Source organism: Sphingobium sp. DN12 (assembly GCF_051058005.1).
Taxonomy (GTDB): domain Bacteria; phylum Pseudomonadota; class Alphaproteobacteria; order Sphingomonadales; family Sphingomonadaceae; genus Sphingobium; species Sphingobium yanoikuyae.
In genome coordinates, this window is the sequence record NZ_CP173717.1 from 3,819,527 (window position 1) to 3,839,608 (window position 20,082).

General features: G+C 65.2%; 16 protein-coding genes. 6 read left to right on the plus strand and 10 right to left on the minus strand.

Annotated elements, in window-relative coordinates:
- The first annotated feature begins 5 nt into the window (after positions 1-5).
- The 5 genes from cysD (at position 6) to ACI6S0_RS18160 (ending at position 5,379) form a co-directional block, all read left to right on the plus strand.
- A complete protein-coding gene (gene cysD / locus ACI6S0_RS18140; protein WP_434403835.1) occupies positions 6-911 on the plus strand; it encodes a sulfate adenylyltransferase subunit CysD in 906 nt (301 codons plus the stop codon).
- A 127-nt stretch (positions 912-1,038) separates the two neighbouring features.
- Positions 1,039-3,009, plus strand: a complete 1,971-nt coding sequence (gene cysN, locus ACI6S0_RS18145; protein WP_434403805.1) for a sulfate adenylyltransferase subunit CysN — start codon at positions 1,039-1,041, stop codon at positions 3,007-3,009.
- Between the two features lie 23 nt (positions 3,010-3,032).
- Positions 3,033-3,782: a 3'(2'),5'-bisphosphate nucleotidase CysQ gene (locus tag ACI6S0_RS18150; protein ID WP_434405963.1), complete on the plus strand. Its 750-nt coding sequence runs from the start codon at positions 3,033-3,035 to the stop codon at positions 3,780-3,782.
- A gap of 21 nt (positions 3,783-3,803) precedes the next feature.
- Positions 3,804-4,967, plus strand: a complete 1,164-nt coding sequence (locus tag ACI6S0_RS18155) for a sulfotransferase family protein (RefSeq protein ID WP_434403836.1) — start codon at positions 3,804-3,806, stop codon at positions 4,965-4,967.
- Between the two features lie 4 nt (positions 4,968-4,971).
- On the plus strand, positions 4,972-5,379 hold the full coding sequence (locus ACI6S0_RS18160; protein ID WP_434403837.1) for a nuclear transport factor 2 family protein: 408 nt from the start codon (positions 4,972-4,974) through the stop codon (positions 5,377-5,379).
- 4 nt (positions 5,380-5,383) lie between these two features.
- On the opposite strand, the gene ACI6S0_RS18165 is transcribed toward ACI6S0_RS18160, so the two are convergent.
- The 4 genes from ACI6S0_RS18165 to ACI6S0_RS18180 form a co-directional block, all read right to left on the minus strand.
- Positions 5,384-6,301: an SDR family NAD(P)-dependent oxidoreductase gene (locus ACI6S0_RS18165; RefSeq protein ID WP_434403838.1), complete on the minus strand. Its 918-nt coding sequence runs from the start codon at positions 6,299-6,301 to the stop codon at positions 5,384-5,386.
- 83 nt (positions 6,302-6,384) lie between these two features.
- Positions 6,385-7,602, minus strand: coding sequence for a CaiB/BaiF CoA transferase family protein (locus ACI6S0_RS18170; protein ID WP_434403839.1), 1,218 nt, complete (start codon positions 7,600-7,602; stop codon positions 6,385-6,387).
- 68 nt (positions 7,603-7,670) lie between these two features.
- A complete protein-coding gene (locus ACI6S0_RS18175) occupies positions 7,671-8,819 on the minus strand; it encodes an FAS1-like dehydratase domain-containing protein (RefSeq protein ID WP_004209068.1) in 1,149 nt (382 codons plus the stop codon).
- A 16-nt stretch (positions 8,820-8,835) separates the two neighbouring features.
- On the minus strand, positions 8,836-10,419 hold the full coding sequence (locus ACI6S0_RS18180; protein WP_434403840.1) for an acyl-CoA synthetase: 1,584 nt from the start codon (positions 10,417-10,419) through the stop codon (positions 8,836-8,838).
- A gap of 155 nt (positions 10,420-10,574) precedes the next feature.
- Between ACI6S0_RS18180 and ACI6S0_RS18185 the strand changes: the two genes are divergently transcribed.
- Positions 10,575-11,408 carry an IclR family transcriptional regulator gene (locus tag ACI6S0_RS18185; RefSeq protein ID WP_434403842.1) on the plus strand — a complete coding sequence of 278 codons (834 nt, stop codon included), beginning with the start codon at positions 10,575-10,577 and terminating at the stop codon, positions 11,406-11,408.
- Here ACI6S0_RS18185 and ACI6S0_RS18190 read toward each other — a convergent pair.
- The 6 genes from ACI6S0_RS18190 to ACI6S0_RS18215 all read right to left on the minus strand — a co-directional run bounded on the left by ACI6S0_RS18190 (position 11,394) and on the right by ACI6S0_RS18215 (position 20,065).
- Positions 11,394-12,992 (minus strand): SMP-30/gluconolactonase/LRE family protein, encoded by a 1,599-nt coding sequence (locus ACI6S0_RS18190; RefSeq protein WP_434403843.1) that lies wholly within the window; start codon positions 12,990-12,992, stop codon positions 11,394-11,396. The genes ACI6S0_RS18185 and ACI6S0_RS18190 overlap by 15 nt on opposite strands.
- 1 nt (position 12,993) lies before the next feature.
- A complete protein-coding gene (locus tag ACI6S0_RS18195) occupies positions 12,994-14,409 on the minus strand; it encodes an aldehyde dehydrogenase family protein (protein WP_434403845.1) in 1,416 nt (471 codons plus the stop codon).
- Between the two features lie 144 nt (positions 14,410-14,553).
- A complete protein-coding gene (locus tag ACI6S0_RS18200; protein ID WP_375178276.1) occupies positions 14,554-16,338 on the minus strand; it encodes a thiamine pyrophosphate-binding protein in 1,785 nt (594 codons plus the stop codon).
- The gene (locus ACI6S0_RS18205; protein WP_434403846.1) at positions 16,335-17,711 is read right to left on the minus strand and encodes an aromatic ring-hydroxylating oxygenase subunit alpha; all 1,377 of its coding nucleotides are present in this window, start codon (positions 17,709-17,711) and stop codon (positions 16,335-16,337) included. Before ACI6S0_RS18205 ends, ACI6S0_RS18200 begins: the two co-directional genes overlap by 4 nt.
- Positions 17,712-17,878: 167 nt before the next feature.
- Positions 17,879-19,708 carry a flavin-containing monooxygenase gene (locus tag ACI6S0_RS18210; protein ID WP_374553622.1) on the minus strand — a complete coding sequence of 610 codons (1,830 nt, stop codon included), beginning with the start codon at positions 19,706-19,708 and terminating at the stop codon, positions 17,879-17,881.
- A 186-nt stretch (positions 19,709-19,894) separates the two neighbouring features.
- On the minus strand, positions 19,895-20,065 hold the full coding sequence (locus ACI6S0_RS18215) for a hypothetical protein (protein ID WP_434403847.1): 171 nt from the start codon (positions 20,063-20,065) through the stop codon (positions 19,895-19,897).
- Between the last annotated feature and the right edge of the window lie 17 nt (positions 20,066-20,082).

The following is a 20,082-nucleotide window of genomic DNA, read 5'->3' on the forward strand; positions in this document are numbered from 1 at the left end:
TAATCATGGCACGCAGTCTTACCCATCTTGAGCGCCTAGAGGCGGAGAGCATACATATATTGCGGGAGGTTGTGTCGGAGGCGGATCGGCCTGTGATGCTCTATTCGGTGGGCAAGGATTCGGCGGTGATGCTGCATCTGGCCAAGAAGGCCTTCTATCCCTCGCCGCCGCCCTTCCCGCTGCTGCATGTCGACACCACCTGGAAGTTCCGGGCGATGTACGACCTGCGCGACAAGGCCGCGCGCGACGCGGGCATGGAACTGCTGGTCCATCATAATCCCGAGGCGCAGGCCCGCGGCATCAACCCGTTCGACCATGGCGCGCTCCACACCGACATGTGGAAGACGGAAGGGCTGAAGCAGGCGCTCGACAAGTTCGGCTTCGACGCGGCATTCGGCGGCGCACGCCGCGACGAGGAGAAGAGCCGCGCCAAGGAGCGCATCTTCTCCTTCCGCACCGCCTCGCACGGCTGGGATCCCAAGAACCAGCGGCCCGAACTGTGGAACCTCTACAATGCCCGCAAGGCCAAGGGCGAGAGCATCCGCGTCTTTCCCATCTCCAACTGGACCGAGCTCGACATCTGGCAATATATCCAGCTGGAAGGCATCGAGATCGTGCCGCTCTATTTCGCAGCCCCCCGCCCCACCGTCGAGCGCGACGGCATGCTGCTGATGGTCGATGATGACCGCTTCCCGCTGGCGCCCGGCGAAGTGCCGGTCGAGCGCTCGATCCGCTTCCGCACGCTGGGCTGCTATCCGCTGACCGGCGCGGTCGAGAGCGAGGCCAGCACCCTGTCGGAGGTGATCCAGGAGATGCTGCTCACCACCACATCCGAGCGCCAGGGCCGCGCCATCGACAAGGATGCCGGCGGCGCCGGCATGGAGAAGAAGAAGCAGGAGGGGTATTTTTGACGCGCCACGGAATGCGTAGCGTTCCGAAGCGTCAACCCCGGCGAAGGCCGGGGCCTCAGGCCTCCGGGCTGACCCTCTCCAAGATCAACCAGATCCCAGCTTACGCTGGGATGACGGGACAAAGCCAATGACCGATACGCTCACCCAGCCCGACAGCCAGGCCCCGATCTACCAGACCGATGCGCTGATCGCGCAGGACATCGACGCCTATCTCGACGTCCATCAGCACAAGACCATGCTGCGCTTCATCACCTGCGGCTCGGTCGATGACGGCAAGTCCACCCTGATCGGGCGGCTCCTCTATGATTCGAAGATGATCTTCGAGGATCAGCTCGAGGCATTGCAGGCCGACTCCAAGCGCGTCGGCACGCAAGGGGGCGAGATCGACTTCGCCCTGCTGGTCGATGGCCTCGCCGCCGAGCGCGAACAGGGCATCACCATCGACGTCGCCTATCGCTTCTTCGCCACCGAGAAGCGCAAGTTCATCGTCGCCGATACGCCCGGCCATGAACAATATACCCGCAACATGGTCACCGGCGCCTCCACCGCCGACCTGGCCGTCATCCTGATCGACGCGCGCAAGGGCATCCTCACCCAGACGCGGCGCCACAGCTACCTCGCCCACCTGATCGGCATCCGCAACATCGTGCTGGCCGTCAACAAGATGGACCTGGTCGGCTATGACCAGGCGGTGTTCGACAAGATCGTCGCCGATTATGCCGCGTTCGCGCAATCGATCGGCATCAGTGCCTTCACCCCGATCCCCATCTCCGGCTTCAAGGGCGACAATATCACCGCCCGGTCCGACAATAGCCCCTGGTATCAGGGGCCGACCCTGATGGCCCATCTCGAAAGCGTCGAGGTCGATGCCACCACCGCGGCGGCCAAGCCCTTCCGCATGCCGGTCCAGTGGGTCAATCGCCCGAACCTCGACTTTCGCGGCTTTGCCGGGCTGATCGCCAGCGGATCGGTCAAGCCGGGCGACGCCGTGCGGGTGCTGCCCTCGGGCAAGACATCGACCATCTCGCGTATCGTGACGATGCCGGGTGGAACCGGCCCGGCAAGCGGGACCGGTGGTGACGGCGACCTCGACGAAGCCATTGCCGGCCAGTCGGTCACGCTCTGCTTCGCCGACGAGATCGACTGTTCGCGCGGCGACGTCATCGCGGTCGCCGACAATCCGCCAGAGGTCTCCAGCCAGTTCGAGGCGACCATCGTGTGGATGGATGACGAGGCGATGCTGCCGGGTCGGCCCTATTGGCTCAAGATCGGCACGCAGAGCGTATCGGCCACCGTCCAGGCGCCCAAATATGTCGTCAACGTCAACACGATGGAGCATCTGGCGGCCAAGACGCTGGACTTGAATGCCATTGGCGTTGCCGAACTGGCGACCGACAAGCCGATCAGCTTCGAGCCCTATGCCGACAACCGGACCCTGGGTGGCTTCATCCTGATCGACAAGATCAGCAACCGCACCGTGGCGGCGGGCATGCTCCACTTCTCGCTGCGCCGGGCGCAGAATGTCCATTGGCAGGCGACCGACATCGGCCGCGAGGCCCATGCCGCGCTCAAGAACCAGCTGCCCCGCATCCTCTGGTTCACCGGCCTGTCCGGCTCGGGCAAGTCGACCATCGCCAATGAGGTGGAAAAGCGGCTCGCGCTGATGAACCGCCACACCTTCCTGCTCGATGGCGACAATATCCGCCATGGCCTCAACAAGGATCTGGGCTTTACCGAGGCGGACCGGATCGAGAATATCCGCCGGGTCGGCGAGGTCGCCAAGCTGATGGCGGATGCGGGGCTGATCGTGCTGACCGCCTTCATCTCCCCCTTCCGCGCCGAGCGCGAGATGGTGCGCGAGATGCTGCCGGACGGCGAGTTCATCGAGATCTTCGTCGATACCCCGCTCGAGGTTGCCGAGGCGCGCGACGTCAAGGGTCTCTACAAGAAGGCCCGATCGGGTGCCCTCAAGAACTTCACCGGCATCGACAGTCCCTATGAGGCACCCACCAGCCCCGAGATACGGGTCAACACCGTCGAGATGACGCCGGAAGAGGCCGCCGAGCATATCATCCGCAAGATCATGCCGCTCAAATGAGCAACGTCATGACCCCAGAGACCATGACGGACGCGGACCTCGCCGCCCATCTCGCCGAAACCGCCGGCCGCCTGTTGCTGGAGGTCCGCGCCTCGGGCCTGTTCAGTCCCAAGGCGCTCGGCAAGGCCGGCGACCAGACCGCCAACCAGTTCCTCGTCCATGCCCTGCGGGAACAGCGGGCTGACGACGGGTTGCTCTCCGAGGAGATGGCCTGTGATGGGGCCAGACTTACCCACAGCCGCGTGTGGATCGTCGATCCGGTCGACGGCACTCGCGAATATGGCGAGGCACGCGCCGACTGGGCCGTCCATGTCGGCCTTGCCATCGACGGCGTCGCCACCATCGGCGCGGTTGCGCTGCCCGGCCATGACGACGGCATCGTCCTGCGCACCGACCAACCGCGTGTCGTGCCGCCCGCGCCCGAGAAACTACGCATGGTCGTCTCCCGCACCCGCCCCGCACCCCAGGCGGTCGCGGTCGCCGAAGCGCTGGGCGCCGAACTGGTGCCCATGGGCTCCGCCGGCGCCAAGGCCATGGCCGTGATCCTGGGCCAGGCCGACATCTATCTCCATGCCGGTGGCCAATATGAATGGGACAGCTGCGCCCCCGCCGCCGTCGCACTCGCCCACGGCCTCCACGCATCCCGCATCGACGGATCGCCGCTCATCTACAACCAAGAAGACACCTACATGCCCGACCTCCTCATATGCAGGCATGAACATGCCGACATGGTGCTGGGGGCCTTGGCCGAGATCGCGGCGCAGGCCGCCTGAAAAACAGAAGGGAAGAGGATCATGACCACCGACACCATCGGCCTCGACGCCGACGCCCTGGTCGCCGCCGCGCGCGAACAGACCGGCCTCACCGACCTGGGCGACGACGCCATTTTGGAAGGGCTGGACGTGCTGGTCGACGCGATCAATCGCGAGGCCCATCTGACCGAGGCGGCGCAGGGCCGCTGGGCGCAGCAACTGACCGCGACGCTCGCCAACCGCCTGCAGGTCGAGGACTGGCTCGCCCGCCATCCAGACCTGCTCGAGGCGCCGATCGAGAAGCCGATGTTCGTCTTCGGCCTGCCGCGCACCGGCACGACCCTGACGATCAACCTCTTGAACGCCGATCCGGCTCGCCGCTCCTTCCTGCGCTGGGAAGCGTTCAATTCGGCGCCGCCCGCTGCGGCCGGCACGCTCAGCAGCGATCCGCGCTATGTCGCGGAGCAGGCGCGGCTCGACATGTCGCTCAAATATGCGCCGCATATTTCGGCGATCCATCATGAGGATGCCGACAGCCCGACCGAGTGCCAGTTCGCCATGGCGCCGTCCTTCTGCGCCCAATATTATGACTCGGTCCTGCACATCCCGAGCTATCAGAAATGGCTGTTCGCCACGAGCTACCTGCCCGCCTTCCGCTATCACAAGCGGCTGCTGCAATTGCTGCAGGCGGAAAATGGCGGCCGCTGGACGCTGAAGAATCCCTGGCATCCGCTGTTCCTGGACGACCTCACCACCGTCTATCCCGATGCCCAGCTGGTGATGACCCATCGCGATCCGGCCGATGTCGTCGGTTCGGCCTGCTCCCTCGTCTATCAGGTGCGCAAGATGTTCAGCGCCGATGTCGACCCGGTCGAGGTCGGCCGCTCGCAACTGCGCACCTTCGACCTGATGATCGAGCGGATGCTGGCCTATCGCGCAAAGCATGGCCAGGATGCGATCCACGACATCCAGTATGACGACCAGCTGCGTGACCCGATCGGCGAGATGCGCAAGCTCTATGCTCGCTTCGACGAACCGTTCACGGCGGAAGCGGAAGCCGGCATGACCGCGATGCTGGCCGCCAATCCACAGGGCAAGCATGGCAAGCACAGCTATGACCTGGCCGATTATGGGCTGGATCGGGCGCAGATCCACGCCCATTTCAAGGATTATACCGACCGCTTCTCGATCCCGACCAAGGCCTGATCCGATGACGCAGGCCCATCATGACCTGGCCCGCCGCTTCTTCGCCGCCCTGTCGGCGGCGGCACTGCCGGACGAATTGCTGACCGAGGACATGACCGCCTGGACGACGACGTCGGGCGTCGATGCGCCGCGCGCTGCCTATCAGCGCGGCGTGGCGATGCTGGGGTCGCTGTTCCAGGGCGGGCTGAGCTTCACCGTCGATTCATTGACGGCGCAAGAGGACCGGGTCGCGGCCGAGGTGCGGTCGGCCGGCACGCTGGTGAATGGCGAGCCCTTCGCCAATCGCTATGTCTTCCTGCTGCGCATCCGCGACGGCCGGATCGCGTCGGTCGCCGAGCATTTCAACCCGGCGCCGGTGGAAGCCCAGATCAAGCCGCTGATCCAGGCAATGATGGCGGCAAAACAGGGCTGAGCGATCAGCCCTGTTTCATGCCCTGGCTGGCCATGGTGAAGCTGTAGCGCAGATGGTCGAGATGGCCGGTCGGCACCGGCGGAAACAGCAACGCGTCCTGCGTGTCGCGTATCCCCTCCAGCCGATCGGCGATCTGCTCGATCGTCCAGTCGGGCTGGAACAGGCCGACGGTTTCCATCGTGTAGGCCCGCGCGACGCGCCCGGCCATGGCGATCAGCATCTCGCCACTGACCGCGCAATCCTGATGCGCGAGATAGCCGACGGCGGGCGCCACCAGCTCCGGGTCCATCGGCGGATAGGCGCTGGTATCGAGGCCCTCGGCCATGCGGGTGACGGCGCCGGGCAGGATGATATTGCTCTTCACGCCATGGGCCGCCCCCTCGATCGCGGCGACGTTGGACAGGCCGATCATCCCCGCCTTGGCGACACTGTAATTGACCACCCCGGCATTGCCGTAGAGGCCGTTGATCGATCCGGTGAGGACGATGCGACCATAGTTTGCTGCGCACATATGCGGGAAGGCGGCGCGCACCACATGAAAGGCGCCGCGCAGATGGACGTCGAGCACGGTCTCGAAATCGGCATAGCTTAGCTCCGCCAGGCCGCCGCGCCGGACGATGCCGGCATTGTGGATAAGAATGTCGATGCTGCCGAAATGGTCGCGGGCGAGGTCAATCATCGCCTGCCCGCCTTCGGGGGTGGCGACGCTGTCGGTCGAGGCGACCGCCTGGCCGCCGGCAGCGCGGATTTCGTCCACCACCGACTGGGCCGGGCCGGCATCTGTGCCCTCGCCCTGCATGCTGACGCCGGGATCATTGACCACCACCTTCGCGCCGCGCGCCGCCAGCAACAGCGCATAGGCCCGACCAAGGCCACGCCCGGCGCCGGTGATCAGGGCGACGCGGTCGTCAAATCGCAGCATGATAGTCTCTCTCCCGGATGATGATTGGCGGGGAGCTTAGCGGTGCGTGCGTCCTCTCCCCAAGCAGGAGGGGAAATGATCGCTCAGGCGACGACGCCCGCGCCGCGCAACCGGGCGATGGTCTGCGCATCCATGCCCAGCAGGTCAGACAATATCGCGTCGCTATGCTCGCCCAGCACCGGCGGGGCGCTCGGCACCGGCTGCTCTGCGCCGGGGAAGCGGAAGGGACGGTTGACGATCGGAATGGTGCCCAGCGTCCTGTGCTCGGTCTCCACCACCATGTTGCGGGCCAGCGTCTGCGGCTGGGCCAGCGCCTCGCTGATGGTCAGGATCGGCGCATGGGGCACCTGATGCGCGGCGAACAGGTCGGCGAGGTCGGCCACGGTGCGGGTCTGCGTCACCGCCGACAGCAGGGCATTCACCTCCGCCCGCCGCTCGCGCCGCTTGTCGAGCCTGTCATAGCGCGGATCGTCGGCCAGCGCGTCCAGCCCCAGCGCGGCGCAGATCTTGCCCCAGAAATGATTGGTGAGACAGGCGATCACGATCGACCCGTCGCTGGCCGGGAAGACGCCATAAGGGACGAGATTGGGGTGCTGCGATCCCTGCGGCACCGGATCCTGCCCGGTGAAGAAGCTCAATTGCGCCAGATAGCCGAGCAGGCCGATCATCCCGTCCATCAGGCTGATGTCGATCAGCCGGCCGCGCCCGGTGGCATGGCGTTCGTGCAGGGCGGCGAGGATGGCGATCGGCCCGTTGATGCCGCCGACCAGATCGCCCAGCGGAATGCCGAGCTTGGTCGGCAGCCCGCCCGGTTCGCCGTTGACGCTGAGCGCGCCGGACATGGCCTGCAGCACGATGTCGAAGGACGGCCGGTCCCTGAGCGGCCCGGTCATGCCGAAGCCGGAAATGGCGCAATAGATGAGGCCGGGGTTGATCGCCGACAGCGCCTCATAGCCAAGGCCCAGCCGGTCCATCACGCCGGGCCGGTAATTTTCGATGACGATGTCGGACTTGGCCGCCAGATCGCGGGCGATCGCCAGGCCCTCGGCGGCTTTCAGGTCGAGCACGATGCTCTTCTTGCCGCGATTGACGCTGAGGAAATAATGGCTTTCGCCTTCGCGCAGCGGCGGGAAGCTGCGGGTGTCGTCGCCGCTGCCGGGCGGCTCCACCTTGATGACTTCCGCGCCCAGATCGGCGAGCGCCAATGCAGCCGAGGGGCCAGCCAGGACGCGGGTGAAATCCAGCACCCGCACCCCGGCCAGCGGCCCTGCCCATATACTCTTGTCGTGGCTGTCCATCATGCATCTTTCGGTGGGCCGTCCCATCCCAAATCCTCCCCAGGGGGAAGGAACGGCCCGCCGCGCCCGGATCAGGCCGGGCGGCTGGGCAGTTCGGCAATCGAGGTGCCGAAGGCCGAGACTTCGCCGCGATGGGTTTCCGCGCGCTGCTGGATCTCGACATATTTCTTGCCGTTCTCCTCGAACTTGCGGATCACGCTGCCGTCGATGAAGATCACGTCGCCATCGGGATTGTGGCGGCGGATCTGGCACTTGCTCTTGTGCAGGAAGCCGTCGTCGCCGATCCAGTTGGTGACCTGATGGGTCAGCCAGCTGCAGCGTTCCGGACCATAGTCATAGGCGCCCGGCGCGCCGACTTCGAGCGCGAACGCCTCGTCCCAATGGACGCGTTCCGGGCAGTCGGGCACGTTGAAGCGGTTCTTGATGCCGGTGCCGGGATGCTTCTGCTGCATCTTCCAGGCGAGCTTGTTGGCGCGGATATAGAGACCGCCCCAGCCCTGCGCGTAGCAGATGAAGCCGGTGACGGTCATCGGCCCCTTCATCATGCGCGGCAGTTCATCGCCGACCTGCACATCTTCCCAGTAACGGGGCGTGGCGCCGCGAATTTCTTCCTTCTCGTACAGCTTGTACATCTCGGCCAGCTGTTCGTCGGTGAAGGGTTCCACACGACCACGGGCTTCGGTGTACTTCGTGCCACGCTCGCGCGCTTCGTCGCGGTCGGTGCGGAACACCCAGCTGTCGCCTTCGGCGACCTTGTCGCCCGACTGGTTGAAGAAATCGACATGGTAGATCTGCTGGAAGCTGCGACCGGCGAACTTGGTCTGATGCTCGACCAGATCCTTCAAATAGGCTTCGGTGCGGATCGTGTCGTTGCGCAGCACCGGCTTGTGCCAGGTCCAGTCGGCGCCCGCCCACATGGCATGGACGCCCGACAGGCCACCGCAATAGCCCGAGATGATGCGGCTGGTGGTGAACAGGAAGCTCGGCAGCGCGACCAGCGAACCATGCTTGGTCTTTTCGGCATAGGCCGGATCGCACCACAGCGGATTATCGTCGCCGATACCATGGGCATAATGGCGGATCGCGTCGCGCGTGGCTTCGTAGTTCCACGGTTCGACGGTATTCTCGATCTTGACGCCGATGCGCTTGCGCAGGTCGTCCAGCCCCTCCTCGGTGATCTTGGGGAATTTGTTCACGGGCGCGTCGGCCAATGTTGCCATCTCTCTTCTCCTGACTTCAGTTGGCGAGTTCGACCGCCTTGGCGGCCTCACGATCTCTCAAAATCTTGCGGTGGACCTTGCCGGCCGGCGTCTTGGGCAGGTCGGTCACGAATTCGACGATGCGGGGGAATTCATGCTGGGCGAGCTTCTCGCGGGTGAAGTCCTGCAGTTCGCGGACCAGCGCGTCGCTGCCGTCGCGATTGAGGATGATGAAGGCCTTCACCACCTGGCCACGCTTGTCGTCGGGCACGCCGATCACCGCGCATTCCAGCACCGCCTCATGCTTGAGCAGCGTATTCTCGATCTCGACCGCGCTCATCGTCCAGCCGGCCGAGATGATGACGTCGTCGGCGCGGCCGCAATGATAGAAATAGCCGTCACCGTCGATCTTCGCCCGGTCCTTGGTGGTTTCCCACCGGTCGCGGCGCCACAGCATCAGCTCGCCAATCTCGCCGGGGTCGCAGGCGCTACCGTCGGGGCGCTGCACTTCCAGCCTCTGGCCCGGCACCGCCTTGCCCAGCGAACCCGGCTTCACCATGAAATCCTGCGCGCCGGGATAGTTGACCAGCACCACGCCGATCTCGGTCGTGCCGTACATGGAACAGGCGGGCACCTTGAAATGGGCGTCGATGAACTCCAGCGTCGCCGGGTCGATCGGCTCGCCGGTGTAGGACAGCTTGTCGAAATGGAAGGCGAAGTCGGCGGCCCGGCCGCTATTCTTCATCATCCGATAATGGGTCGCAGCGGCCGACATGTTGGTGATGCCATAGGCATCCAGCGCCTGCATCAGCCGCACCGGATCGAACCGGCCGGCAAAGGTGCCGGTCGTCACGCCCAGCCCCAGCGGCGCCAGCGTGCCATGCCACAGGCCATGGCCCCAGGCCGGCGAGGAGGGGCAGAAAAACTCGTCGCCCGGCCGGATGCCGGTGCCGTAGAGGGCGGCGAACATCAGGGTCACCAGCGCGCGATGGCTGTGCTTCACCGCCTCGGGCAGTTCGCGGGTGGTGCCCGACGTATATTGGAAGACGGCCAGGTCATTGGCCTTGGTCTTCGGGCTATAAGTCGCCGGGAAGCGGGCGAGATCGGCCAGCAATGCGTCGTCGGCGACGATCACGCGCGGGCCGTCCATGCTGCGCGCCAGCTCCGCCTTTTCCGCATTGGTGATGAGGATGGTCGGCTTGCAGTCATCGACCCGCAGCCGCAGCGCATCCGGGCCGAACAGGGTGAAGAGCGGCACCGAGATCGCGCCGGTCTGCATCGCCCCGAACAGACAGACATAGAAGGGCAGCGAAGGCTCCAGCATGAAGGCTATGCGTTCGCCTGGCCGAATACCCTCGGCATCGAGCCAATGGGCGAAGCGCGCGGCGCCCGCCGCAATCGCGTCGAAGCTCAGTATCTCGTCCCGGCCACCATCATCACCATTGGCGGCATGAGCGATGCGCACGGCGGCGCGGCCCGACCCGTCGGCATGGCGGGTGATGCATTCATGGGCGATGTTCAGGTCTTCGCGGTCGCCGTCGAACAGATCCCACAGCGCCGCTGAGGTCGCATGTGCCTGTGCATCGGCATAGCTGCGATAGTCGGTTAGCTTCGCCATCATCCCATCCCATCGGTCCGGCATTCAACCGGGCGAACGGGTCGAAACCCCGTCGCTGCTTGCAACAAGCGATGTCACAGCGACTCATTTGTTGTAAATAGTGAATGATGTTCTATATTTTGAATGACATCCCATCGGCGGCACGATAGAATGGCCCCATGCCTGACAGCCGCACCACGACCCGCCCGCCCTCCACCGTCCGCAAGGTCGCCAAGGCCGTGCAGGATAGCAAGGCGCCGGCCATCGCCCGCGCCGCCGCGATCCTGCGCCTGCTGGGCAAGAGCGACCGACCGCTCGGCGTGCAGGCGATCGCCAAGGAACTGGGGCTGGTGCCCAGCACCTGCCTCTATGTGCTGCGCGCGCTGGTGGAGGAGGAACTGGTCGCCTTCGATCCCGACACCAAACGCTATGCGCTGCAGGCCGGCGTGCTGACGCTGGCGCGCAACTGGCTGCGCCGCGACGCCTTCAACGACCTTGCCCAGCCGGTGCTGGATCGGCTGGCGCAGCGGTTCGGCCTCACCATGCTGGGGGTGCAGGCGGTGGGCCTCGATCATATGATCGTCGTCGCCATGGCGCAGTCGGGCAGCGGCTTTCAGCTGAGCGCCCAGGTCGGCAGCCGTTTCCCTGCCCTCATCAGCGCCACCGGCCGCTGCATCGCCGCCTTTGGCGATTATGGCGAGAAGGAGCTGAAGGCGCGGTTCGACACGCTGCGCTGGGACGATCCGCCGCCCTTCGCCGACTGGATGGAGCAACTGCGCCAGACCCGCGCGCAGGGCTTCGCGGTGGACGAGGGCCAATATATTGCCGGCGTCACCGTCGTCTCCGCGCCCGTATGGAAAGGCGCAGGCCGCCCGGTCCATGCGCTGGTGGCGATCGGCATTGGCGCCGCACTGCAACGCGAGGGGCTGGGCGCATTGCAGCAGGCGCTGGTCGAGGCGGCCGCCGCGCTCAGCGAGCAGCTCAGCGGCGACCGTCCCCTACCGGCGGCGTAGCGCCAGCACGCTGCCTTCAGCGTCGCCCGAGACATAGAGCGTGCCGTCCGGTCCCGCCGTCACATCGGCGAAATTGATCATCGGCCCGGCCATGTCGCCGATCGGCCCCAGGAATTTGGGCGTCACGCCCGCCGGTGCGCCGACCGGCAGGGCGCTGGCAATCGTCGCGCGCGCGCCGCCCGACAGGTCGGTGGCGACCAATGTCTTGGCCCGCGTATCGACGACGAACAGCTCCCCGTCATGGATCGCCAGCCCTTCCGGCCGACCGAGGCCATCGACGATCGCCTCGCTGCGACCGCCCGCGATGCGCAGCACGCGCCCAGCCCCAGCCTCGGCGACATAGGCTGTCCCGTCCGGCGCCAGCGCGACGCCCATCGGCTTGTCGAGGCCGGTGGCGAGTTCGCTGACCGCGCCCCCTTCGATCGAGAGCAGCCGGCCGGTGCCATATTCGGCGACGACCACCGCCCCGCCCGGCGCGACCGCCACCCCCATCAACTGGTCGAGGCCGGTGGCGAGGAAATCGCTTTCCCCTTGCCCCGGCCGATAGCGCGCCACCGCGCCAAGCCCGGTGCTGATGATCCACTCGCCCACCTGCGCGCCGGCGGCAACGCCGCGCATATATCCGGGGCAGCCGGGGTAGAAGATCATGCCGGCCAGGGTCAGGGCCTCGCCGGGTTGCAGCGTGTAACCGAAGGTGCCATCGGCGACGAACAGCGCGCCGTCCGCACCCATGGCCAGGCCCAGCGGCCATTGCAGTGCGCGGGGCACGACGGAGCGGACCTTGCCGTCGCCCAGCAATTCGGTGATCTCGCCCGGAATGCTCGACACGAAGATGCGGTCACCGATGAAGCTGACATTGTCGAGGCCGGGGCCAAGGTCGGCCAGCACTTCGCGCGTGCCGCTCACCAGATCGAGCCGCAACACCTGCCCGCTGGCCACCTGGGTCGTGACGATCCGCCCCTTGCTGTCGAACTTCACCGAATCCGGCACGCCCAGATCGCCGGCCACCACCTCGGGTGCGCCGCCATTCAGGTCCACCCGCCATATCTCGTTGGCGCCCATCACCGGGAAATAGAGCTTGCCGTCCGGGCCGACCTGAAAGGCGTTGGCCATCGGTATATTGTCGAGGATGACGCGCGGTTCGCCGCCATCCAGGTACAGTTCCATGATCCGCGCGCCGATGCGGCATTCGCCCGCGATCAGCCGGCCCTGATGCCAGGTGATCGGGTTGGCGACCGGAATATCGCCGCGGATCACGCGAACATCGCCCGATGGCGTGCGCATCGCGACACGGCCCTCGGTAATCTCGGTCAGATAGAGGTTGCCGGCATCGTCGAACACCAGATCGTCAGGCGCGACGATGGCGCCGCCCATCGCGCTGATCGTCTCGATCGCGCCGCTGTCGACATCGATCGCGCTGACCTGGCTGCCACCGACCTGCGCGACATAGAGGCGCCCGTCCGGCCCGGTGGCCAGACCATTGGCGCCATGCAGCCGGCTGGGCGGAGTCAGCCGCGCAAGGGACCAGCCCTCGGCAGCGACTGCAGCACTGGCAGCGCCATAGCGCCCGGACTGGACCGCCATCTCAGGCGTAGCCCAGCAGCGATTTCACTTCGAGATATTCGAGGAAGCCATGCTCGCCCCATTCGCGGCCATTGCCGCTGCGCTTGTAGCCGCCAAAGGGGGCGTGGAAATCGAAGCCGCCATTGATGCTGATCCAGCCGGTGCGCATCCGCCGGGCGACGGCACGGCACTGGTCCACATCCGTGCCGCTGACATAGCCGGCAAGGCCGAAATTGCTGTCATTGGCGATCTCGACCGCATGGTCGATATCGTCATAGCCGATGATCACCAGCACCGGGCCGAATATCTCCTCGCGCGCGATCACCATGTCGTTGGTGCCGACGAACACCGTCGGTTTCACGAACCAGCCCTTGTCGATCCAGTCCGGGCGCCCCGCGCCACCGGCGATCAGGGTCGCGCCCTCCTCCAGGCCTTTCTGAATATAGTCCTGAATGATGTTGTACTGGCTCTTCGACACGACCGGGCCCATGGCGACATTGCCGGTCGGATCACCGACCGTCACCGCGTCCGCTGCGCCCTTGGCCGCCGCGATCACCTCATCCATGCGCGATGCCGGCACCAGCAGGCGCGATCCCGCGCTGCAGGTCTGGCCCGAATTGCCCATCATGCCGCCGGTCGCGCCCGCGACATTGGCGGCCAGCGCGTCATCATCCAAGACGATGAAGGCGCTCTTGCCGCCCAGTTCCAGCCCGACCCGCTTGATCGTGGTCGCAGCATCCTTCTGAATCTGCACGCCGACCGGTTCCGACCCGGTGAAGGACACCATGTCGACATCCTCATGGGTGGAGAGCGCCGTGCCGATCACACTGCCGCTGCCCTGAACCATGTTGAACACGCCCGCCGGCACGCCCGCCGTGTCGAGAATTTCGGCCAGGATCTGAGCCGAGAAGGGGGCGAGTTGTGGCGGCTTGAGAATCATGGTGCAGCCGGTCGCCAGTGCCGGGAAAATCTTGACGCAGGTCTGGTTCATCGGCCAATTCCACGGCGTGATGAGCGCGCAGACGCCGATCGGCTCGCGCGCGATCATGGTCGCGCCATGCGGCTCGTCGAACTTGAACTCGCGCAGCACCTCGATCGCGGTCTGCAGATGCCCCGCGCCCAGCCCGACATGGAAGCCATGGGCGAGCGAGGACGGCGCCCCCATTTCCTCGATAATCGCATCGCCCAGCTCGGCCTGGCGCCGCGCATATTCGGCCTGAATGGCGAGCAGCAGGTCGAGCCGCTGTTCGCGCGTGGTCTGCGACCAACCGGCAAAGGCCTTGCGCGCGGCGGCGACCGCCTTGTTCACGTCGGCTACACCCCCGAGCGAAATGGTGCCGGCCACCGCCTCGGTCGCGGGGTTGATGACATCCGCGGTCTTCGGTTCGACCGGGGCGACCCACTGGCCGTCGATATAGAAGTTCCGATAGTCGCGCATGTCGATGTCCCATCCTCTCCAAAATCCTCCCCTTGAAGGGGAGGTGGCTGACCAAAGGCCAGACGGAGGGGGGTGTCCGCCGGGATGACACCCCTCCACCGCCTGCGGCGGTCCCCCTCCCCTTATCCGGGGAGGAAGGGCGTTTTACTGGGTGCCTTCGGCGTACCAGGTGCGGAATTCGGCATATTTCGGCATTTCTTCCGAATTGGCCTTGGGATCGATCACGACATGGACGACGCCCGGCTTGCCGCTGGCATAGGCGCGCGCGATCGCCGGCTTGATGTCCTCCGCGCGGGTCACATATTCGCCGTGGCAGCCAAAGCCCTCACCGATCTTGTCGAAGCGGACTTCCTTGCTCCAATGGGTGCCGGTTTCTTCCGTGCCTTGGCCGAAGGTGCGCTTGTAGACGCCCACTTCCAGGCCCCACTGATTATCCACGCCGACGACGCAGACCAGCGGCAGCTTGGTGCGCACCGCCACTTCCAGTTCGGCGATATGGAACATGAAGCTGCTGTCGGAGGTCAGCAACAGGCCCGGACGGCTGACGCCGGTGGCCGCCTTGTCCGCCAGCATCGCGCCGGTGGCATAGGGAATGCCGGTGCCGATATGGCCGAAATTCTGGTTCCAGATGACGTCGTTCGGCTTGCACTGCGAATAGGTCCACTGGAAGATCACGCCAGCGCCGCCGTCGCGGATCAGGATGCCGTCCTTGGGGAAGGCCTCGGTCGCCTCCACCGCCAGACGGGCGGGATGGATCGGCAGGTCGCCGGTGCCATCGCTCTTGGTGCGCGATTCCGCCGCCAGCTCGTCCAGTTCGGCCTGGCCGTCGCGCATGAAGGCTTCCAGCATCGGCGCAGGCGGGCGCGGCGTGTCCTTCAGCGCCTCGACCAGTTGCGGCACGACGCCGCGCAGGTCGCCGACCAGCGGCACGTCGATCGGGCGGTTGACGCCGATCGCGGCGGGATCCTGCTCGACATAGATCCATTTGCGGATCGCTTCATTCTTCATCCAGTAGCGCCACTTACCGAAATGAACCGGCTCGCCCAGTTCAGTGCCCAGCGCCAGCACCAGATCCGATTCCGTGACCGCCTCGATCGACGCCTTGGAGAAGACGTACTGGAAAGTGCGGTCTTCCAGCCCCTTGATATAGCTGGTGCCGCCCGAGGTCTGGATCACCGGGCAGTTCATCAGGTCCGCCAGCTGCTTCACCGCCGCGCCCGAGCGCGAGGTGTGGACGGCATGGCCGACCAGCAGGATCGGGTTCTTGGCCGCGCGGATCAGGTCGGCCGCTTCCTTGACCCGGTCGATGTCGGCGCCCTGATTGACCAGGCGATAGCGGTCCGGCGCCAGCGGCGCGGGCAGGTCCAGCTCCTCCAGGATGATGTGGCTGGGATATTCGATATAGACCGGGCCGGGGGTGCCGCCCATCGCCTTGCGAATGCCCTCGCGCACGACTTCGTCGGTCTGGTCGGCATATTCGATCGAGGCGGCATATTTGACGCTATTCTCGAACAGCGGCATCTGCTTCACGAACTGGATGCGGCCGCGACGGACGCGCTGTTCGGTGACGCGGGCGCGCTGGCCCGACAGGAAGATGACCGGCGAATTTTCGACCAGCGCACACTGGATGGCGGGCGCCATATTGGCGATGCCCGGCCCCAGCGTGCCGATGGCGACGGCGGGCTTGCCGGTGATGCGCGACGCGGCCTCGGCCATGAAGCCGGCAGCGGCCTCATGATGGGGCGCAACCACGGTCCAGCCGCGCCGTTCGGCCTCCAGGAACATGTGGACGAAATTGGGATCGGGAATGCCGAACAGCGTGTTGATGCCTTCGGCCTCGAACAGGTCCAGCATCCGCTTGTAGACCGGCGTGCCCTTCTTGTCGGTGGCGTTCACGTTGACGGCGGGCTTGGGATCGTCATAGCTCATTTGAGTAACCTCGGTGCGCCCGTACCCATGTACGTGGCTAGGTTGCGGTGGAAATTGGTGATCTTGCGTTCCTGGTGGGGGTTGGGCAGCGGCCCGCGGAAGCCACGCGACTTCATGCCCTTCTGCACCCATTCCATGTTCGAGAAATCCTGGGCGAGGACGGCGCCCCAGCCCTCGGCCGTGGCCTCCGTCTCTTCCCACTCGGTCGCCGGCACTTCGCCTTCGGGAAAGCGCTCGATCGCGTAGGATTCAAAGATGCACATGTCGGGATCGTCGCCATAGGGACGGGTGCGGTAGCAGAGCGCGAAAGTGATCCCCTGCAGCACCGACATGTTGGGAAAGACGTGCCAGGCAAGCCCCGCCTCGGCCATCACCTCGGGCGGGATTTCCGGCCAGATGACGCCGCGCGCGGCATCGTCCGCCTTGGCGGATTTCAGCCAATGGGCGATGACGTCGCCGGCCGCCGTGCCCTCGGGCAGTTCGTCGACCAGCCGGCTCGCCGCATTGACCAAAGTCTCGGTCGAGGCCGCATAGTTCAGCGTCTCGTAATTTTCGCGGATCAGCTCATAGGTGGAGCGGCGCGGATCGTCGCCCTTGCCCGCGCGGGTGACGCTGCTGCTCTGGCTCATCTGGAAGGCCGGGTCGCGCTGGTCGAAACCGCTCACCCCATGCAGGCCATAGGCCGCACTATATGCGTAATAATCGCCATAATCGAGCAATTGGGTATGGGTGCCCGCGACATGATAAGGCTCCATGAAAGCCTCCAGCGCGGTCTTCCAATTGGCCGGATAGACCACCCATTTGCGCCATTTGTAGCGCATCTTGTCCATTTCGAAGTGGGACAGGATGCGGCCGGCATCGCCCAGGAAATCGATCAGCGGCTCGGCATTGAGGTCCATATGGATCCAGATCCAGCCGCCCCATATGTCGATCTTAACATCCGACAGGCGGGTGCATTCGGCATTGAGCGCGCCCTGCCAGTCCTGCGGGTCGAGAATATAGGTGTTGTTGCCCTCGGTATCGAAGGTCCAGCCATGGAAGCCGCAGACGAAGCTGCGCCGGTTCTTGCCGCGCACCGAATGCACGTCCTTGGGCACGTCGACCAGTTGGCGGCCGCGATGCGGGCAGACATTGAAGAAGGCGCGCAACGTGTCGGGCGCGGTCCGCACGATGATGATCGACTCATCGCAAATGTCGTAGGTCATCCAGTCGCCGACATCGGGCAGTTCCTCGACCCGCGCCGCCATCTGCCAGACATGGGGCCACAGCTTCTCCTTCTCCGCCAGGGCATAGTCCTTCGACAGGAATGCCTCGGTCGGGTAGGTCAGCGGCTTGGCCAGCGCCTCCACATCGATATTGTCGATCTTGCTCATGGCATCCTCCTGCAACGTCCGCGTTGCCCGATGGGTACGGCCCGCGAGTCCGCTCGCCGGGTCCGCAAGGACAATATTTTCAACCTGCCTATCGCAACTGGCGGGAGCGCCCCAAGGGAAGAGCAGCGACCGCTACGAACCATCCCCGGGGCGATCCGGCCCATGGCTCAGGACCGCAATTCCATGCCGTCGAGATCGCCCTTCGCGCGCCAGTCCTGCACCAGTTTCTGGAATGCGCCCCAGCCCGGACCATAGCTGCGGAACAGCGCCCAGGGCGCCTTCACCTGGCCCTCATTGGTGAAATAGCTGGGGGTGCATTCCTGCTGGAAGGCGGTCATGTCGATTTCCATTTCCTCGAAATGGCGGACATAATCCTCCTGCCCCTGCAGGGTGGTCTCGACCACCTTGGCGCCCTTATCCATCACCGCATGGATGATATGGGCGATATGCTCCGCCTGGCGGCCGAACTGTTCGGTCACGCTGGCGTTGAGGCCGCCCTGGATATAGCCGATGAAGAACTGGTTGGGGAAACCATGGGTCATGGTGCCGTGCAGGGTACGCGGGCCATTGGCCCAATGATCGTAGATGGACAGGCCATCGCGCCCCTCCACCGCATCGATGCCCCAGCGGCGCTTCAGCTCGCTCGTCACCTCGAAACCGCTGGCGAAGATGATGCAGTCGACCTCATATTCGACGCCGCCCGACACGAAGCCCTTCTCGGTGATCTTCTCCAGCCCCTTGCTGTCGGCAACGTCGATCAGCGTGACATTGGGCCGGTTGAAGGTCGGGTAAAACTCGTTGCTCGACAGCGGCCGCTTGCACAGGAAGCGATACCAGGGCTTCAAGGCCTCGGCCGTCGCCTTGTCCTCGACCATCTCGTCGACGCGGGCGCGCAGCCGCTCCATCACGCGATAATCGACCACCTCGCGCTTGGCCATGAACTGCTCGATCGACATTTCCGGCCAGCCCTCGGCTTCCAGTTCGGCCGACAGGTTGCGGGCGATCTCGGTCCAGATGTCGCAGATCAGATCCGGCTCGCCCGGCGCAAAGGACTCCATTGCGGCGCGGTGGAAATTGGCCTGGCGATCGGCCTGCCAACCGGGCTGGAGCGATGCCGCCCAGTCGGCATCCGTCGCCGGATTGGGCCGCTCGTCCACGGTCGATGGCGTGCGCTGGATGACATAGAGCTGCTTGGCGTAGCGGCCGAGATAGGGCACCGCCTGGATCGCGGTCGCGCCGGTGCCGATGATGGCGACGCGCTTGTCGGCCAGTTTGTCGAGCACCGGATTGGCGTAGCTGCCGCCGCTATAATCATAGTCCCAGCGGGCGGTGTGGAAGATCTTGCCCTTGAAGCTGTTGATGCCGGCGATGCCGGGCAGCTTGGGCATGTTGAGCACGCCGCAGCCCATCACCACGAAGCGAGCCAGCAGTTCGTCGCCCCGGCTGGTGCCGACGCGCCAGCGCTGGATCGTCTCGTCCCATTTCAGCGAGGTGATGAGGGTGTGGAACAGCGCCTTGTCAGCGAAACCGAAGCTTTCGGCGATCTGGCGGCAATAGGCCTGGATCTCCGCGCCGTCGGCGAATTTCTTCGACGGCATGAAGCCGGTTTCTTCCAGCAGCGGCAGATAGCAATAGGCGTCATTATCGCACTGGATGCCGGGATAGCGATTCCAGTACCAGACGCCGCCGAAATCGCCGCCATGGTCGATGTTGCGGAAATTGGTGACGCCCTGTTTGGTCAGGTGATAGCCGGCGAGCAGGCCAGCAAAGCCCGCGCCCAGCACCACGACATCCAGTTCCTCGACGATCGGGTCACGGGCGACGACCGGCATATGCGGGTCGACGTCATAGCTGTGCGTCGTATCGTCGGTGGTCGGCTGATATTGGCCTTCCCGGTCGGCGCGCATCCGCTTGTCGCGCTCGGCGCGATATTTCTCGCGCAGGGTCGGGATATCGAATGTGTCAGCCGCAGGCGTCTGCGTCGGCTTGCAGGTCATGACCTCTCCTGGGGATCGCTGTTCTCGCCATTTTGTTAATCAACACATATGTTGACTTGCAATGGCGGAGCGGCGGGCCGGCGCTGTTAGCGCTGTGGCGATCCCTTGGCGGCCTTCTGGCCGCGGCGCTGCCCCGAAAATGGGCAGTCAGCGGGAGAGGTAGTCAGTCGTCAGCTGGCGCGCCGATCAGGCGGCGCGGGCCAGCTTTTCTTCCTTGGCGACCGGGAAGGTCACGACGTCGGCCGAAACCGGCTCGGTAGCGGGGGTCAGCGCGGCGATATAACGCTCGGCGGTGACGACGTCCCGGCGATAGGCGAAATAGAGCGAGATGAGCGAAAACATAAGAACCTCGGACAAGAATATTGCTGCGTCGC

What these genes read in the sequence shown, in the direction of transcription:
- ACI6S0_RS18205 (WP_434403846.1), bottom strand. Translation starts at nt 17,711, where the DNA reads ATGAGCAAGATCGACAATATCGATGTGGAGGCGCTGGCCAAGCCGCTG.
- ACI6S0_RS18210 (WP_374553622.1), bottom strand. Translation starts at nt 19,708, where the DNA reads ATGACCTGCAAGCCGACGCAGACGCCTGCGGCTGACACATTCGATATC.
- ACI6S0_RS18170 (WP_434403839.1), bottom strand. Translation starts at nt 7,602, where the DNA reads ATGATGGACAGCCACGACAAGAGTATATGGGCAGGGCCGCTGGCCGGG.
- ACI6S0_RS18150 (WP_434405963.1), top strand. Translation starts at nt 3,033, where the DNA reads ATGACGGACGCGGACCTCGCCGCCCATCTCGCCGAAACCGCCGGCCGC.
- ACI6S0_RS18190 (WP_434403843.1), bottom strand. Translation starts at nt 12,992, where the DNA reads ATGGCGGTCCAGTCCGGGCGCTATGGCGCTGCCAGTGCTGCAGTCGCT.
- ACI6S0_RS18165 (WP_434403838.1), bottom strand. Translation starts at nt 6,301, where the DNA reads ATGCTGCGATTTGACGACCGCGTCGCCCTGATCACCGGCGCCGGGCGT.
- ACI6S0_RS18175 (WP_004209068.1), bottom strand. Translation starts at nt 8,819, where the DNA reads ATGGCAACATTGGCCGACGCGCCCGTGAACAAATTCCCCAAGATCACC.
- ACI6S0_RS18160 (WP_434403837.1), top strand. Translation starts at nt 4,972, where the DNA reads ATGACGCAGGCCCATCATGACCTGGCCCGCCGCTTCTTCGCCGCCCTG.
- cysN (WP_434403805.1), top strand. Translation starts at nt 1,039, where the DNA reads ATGACCGATACGCTCACCCAGCCCGACAGCCAGGCCCCGATCTACCAG.
- ACI6S0_RS18180 (WP_434403840.1), bottom strand. Translation starts at nt 10,419, where the DNA reads ATGATGGCGAAGCTAACCGACTATCGCAGCTATGCCGATGCACAGGCA.
- ACI6S0_RS18185 (WP_434403842.1), top strand. Translation starts at nt 10,575, where the DNA reads ATGCCTGACAGCCGCACCACGACCCGCCCGCCCTCCACCGTCCGCAAG.
- ACI6S0_RS18200 (WP_375178276.1), bottom strand. Translation starts at nt 16,338, where the DNA reads ATGAGCTATGACGATCCCAAGCCCGCCGTCAACGTGAACGCCACCGAC.
- ACI6S0_RS18195 (WP_434403845.1), bottom strand. Translation starts at nt 14,409, where the DNA reads ATGCGCGACTATCGGAACTTCTATATCGACGGCCAGTGGGTCGCCCCG.
- ACI6S0_RS18155 (WP_434403836.1), top strand. Translation starts at nt 3,804, where the DNA reads ATGACCACCGACACCATCGGCCTCGACGCCGACGCCCTGGTCGCCGCC.
- cysD (WP_434403835.1), top strand. Translation starts at nt 6, where the DNA reads ATGGCACGCAGTCTTACCCATCTTGAGCGCCTAGAGGCGGAGAGCATA.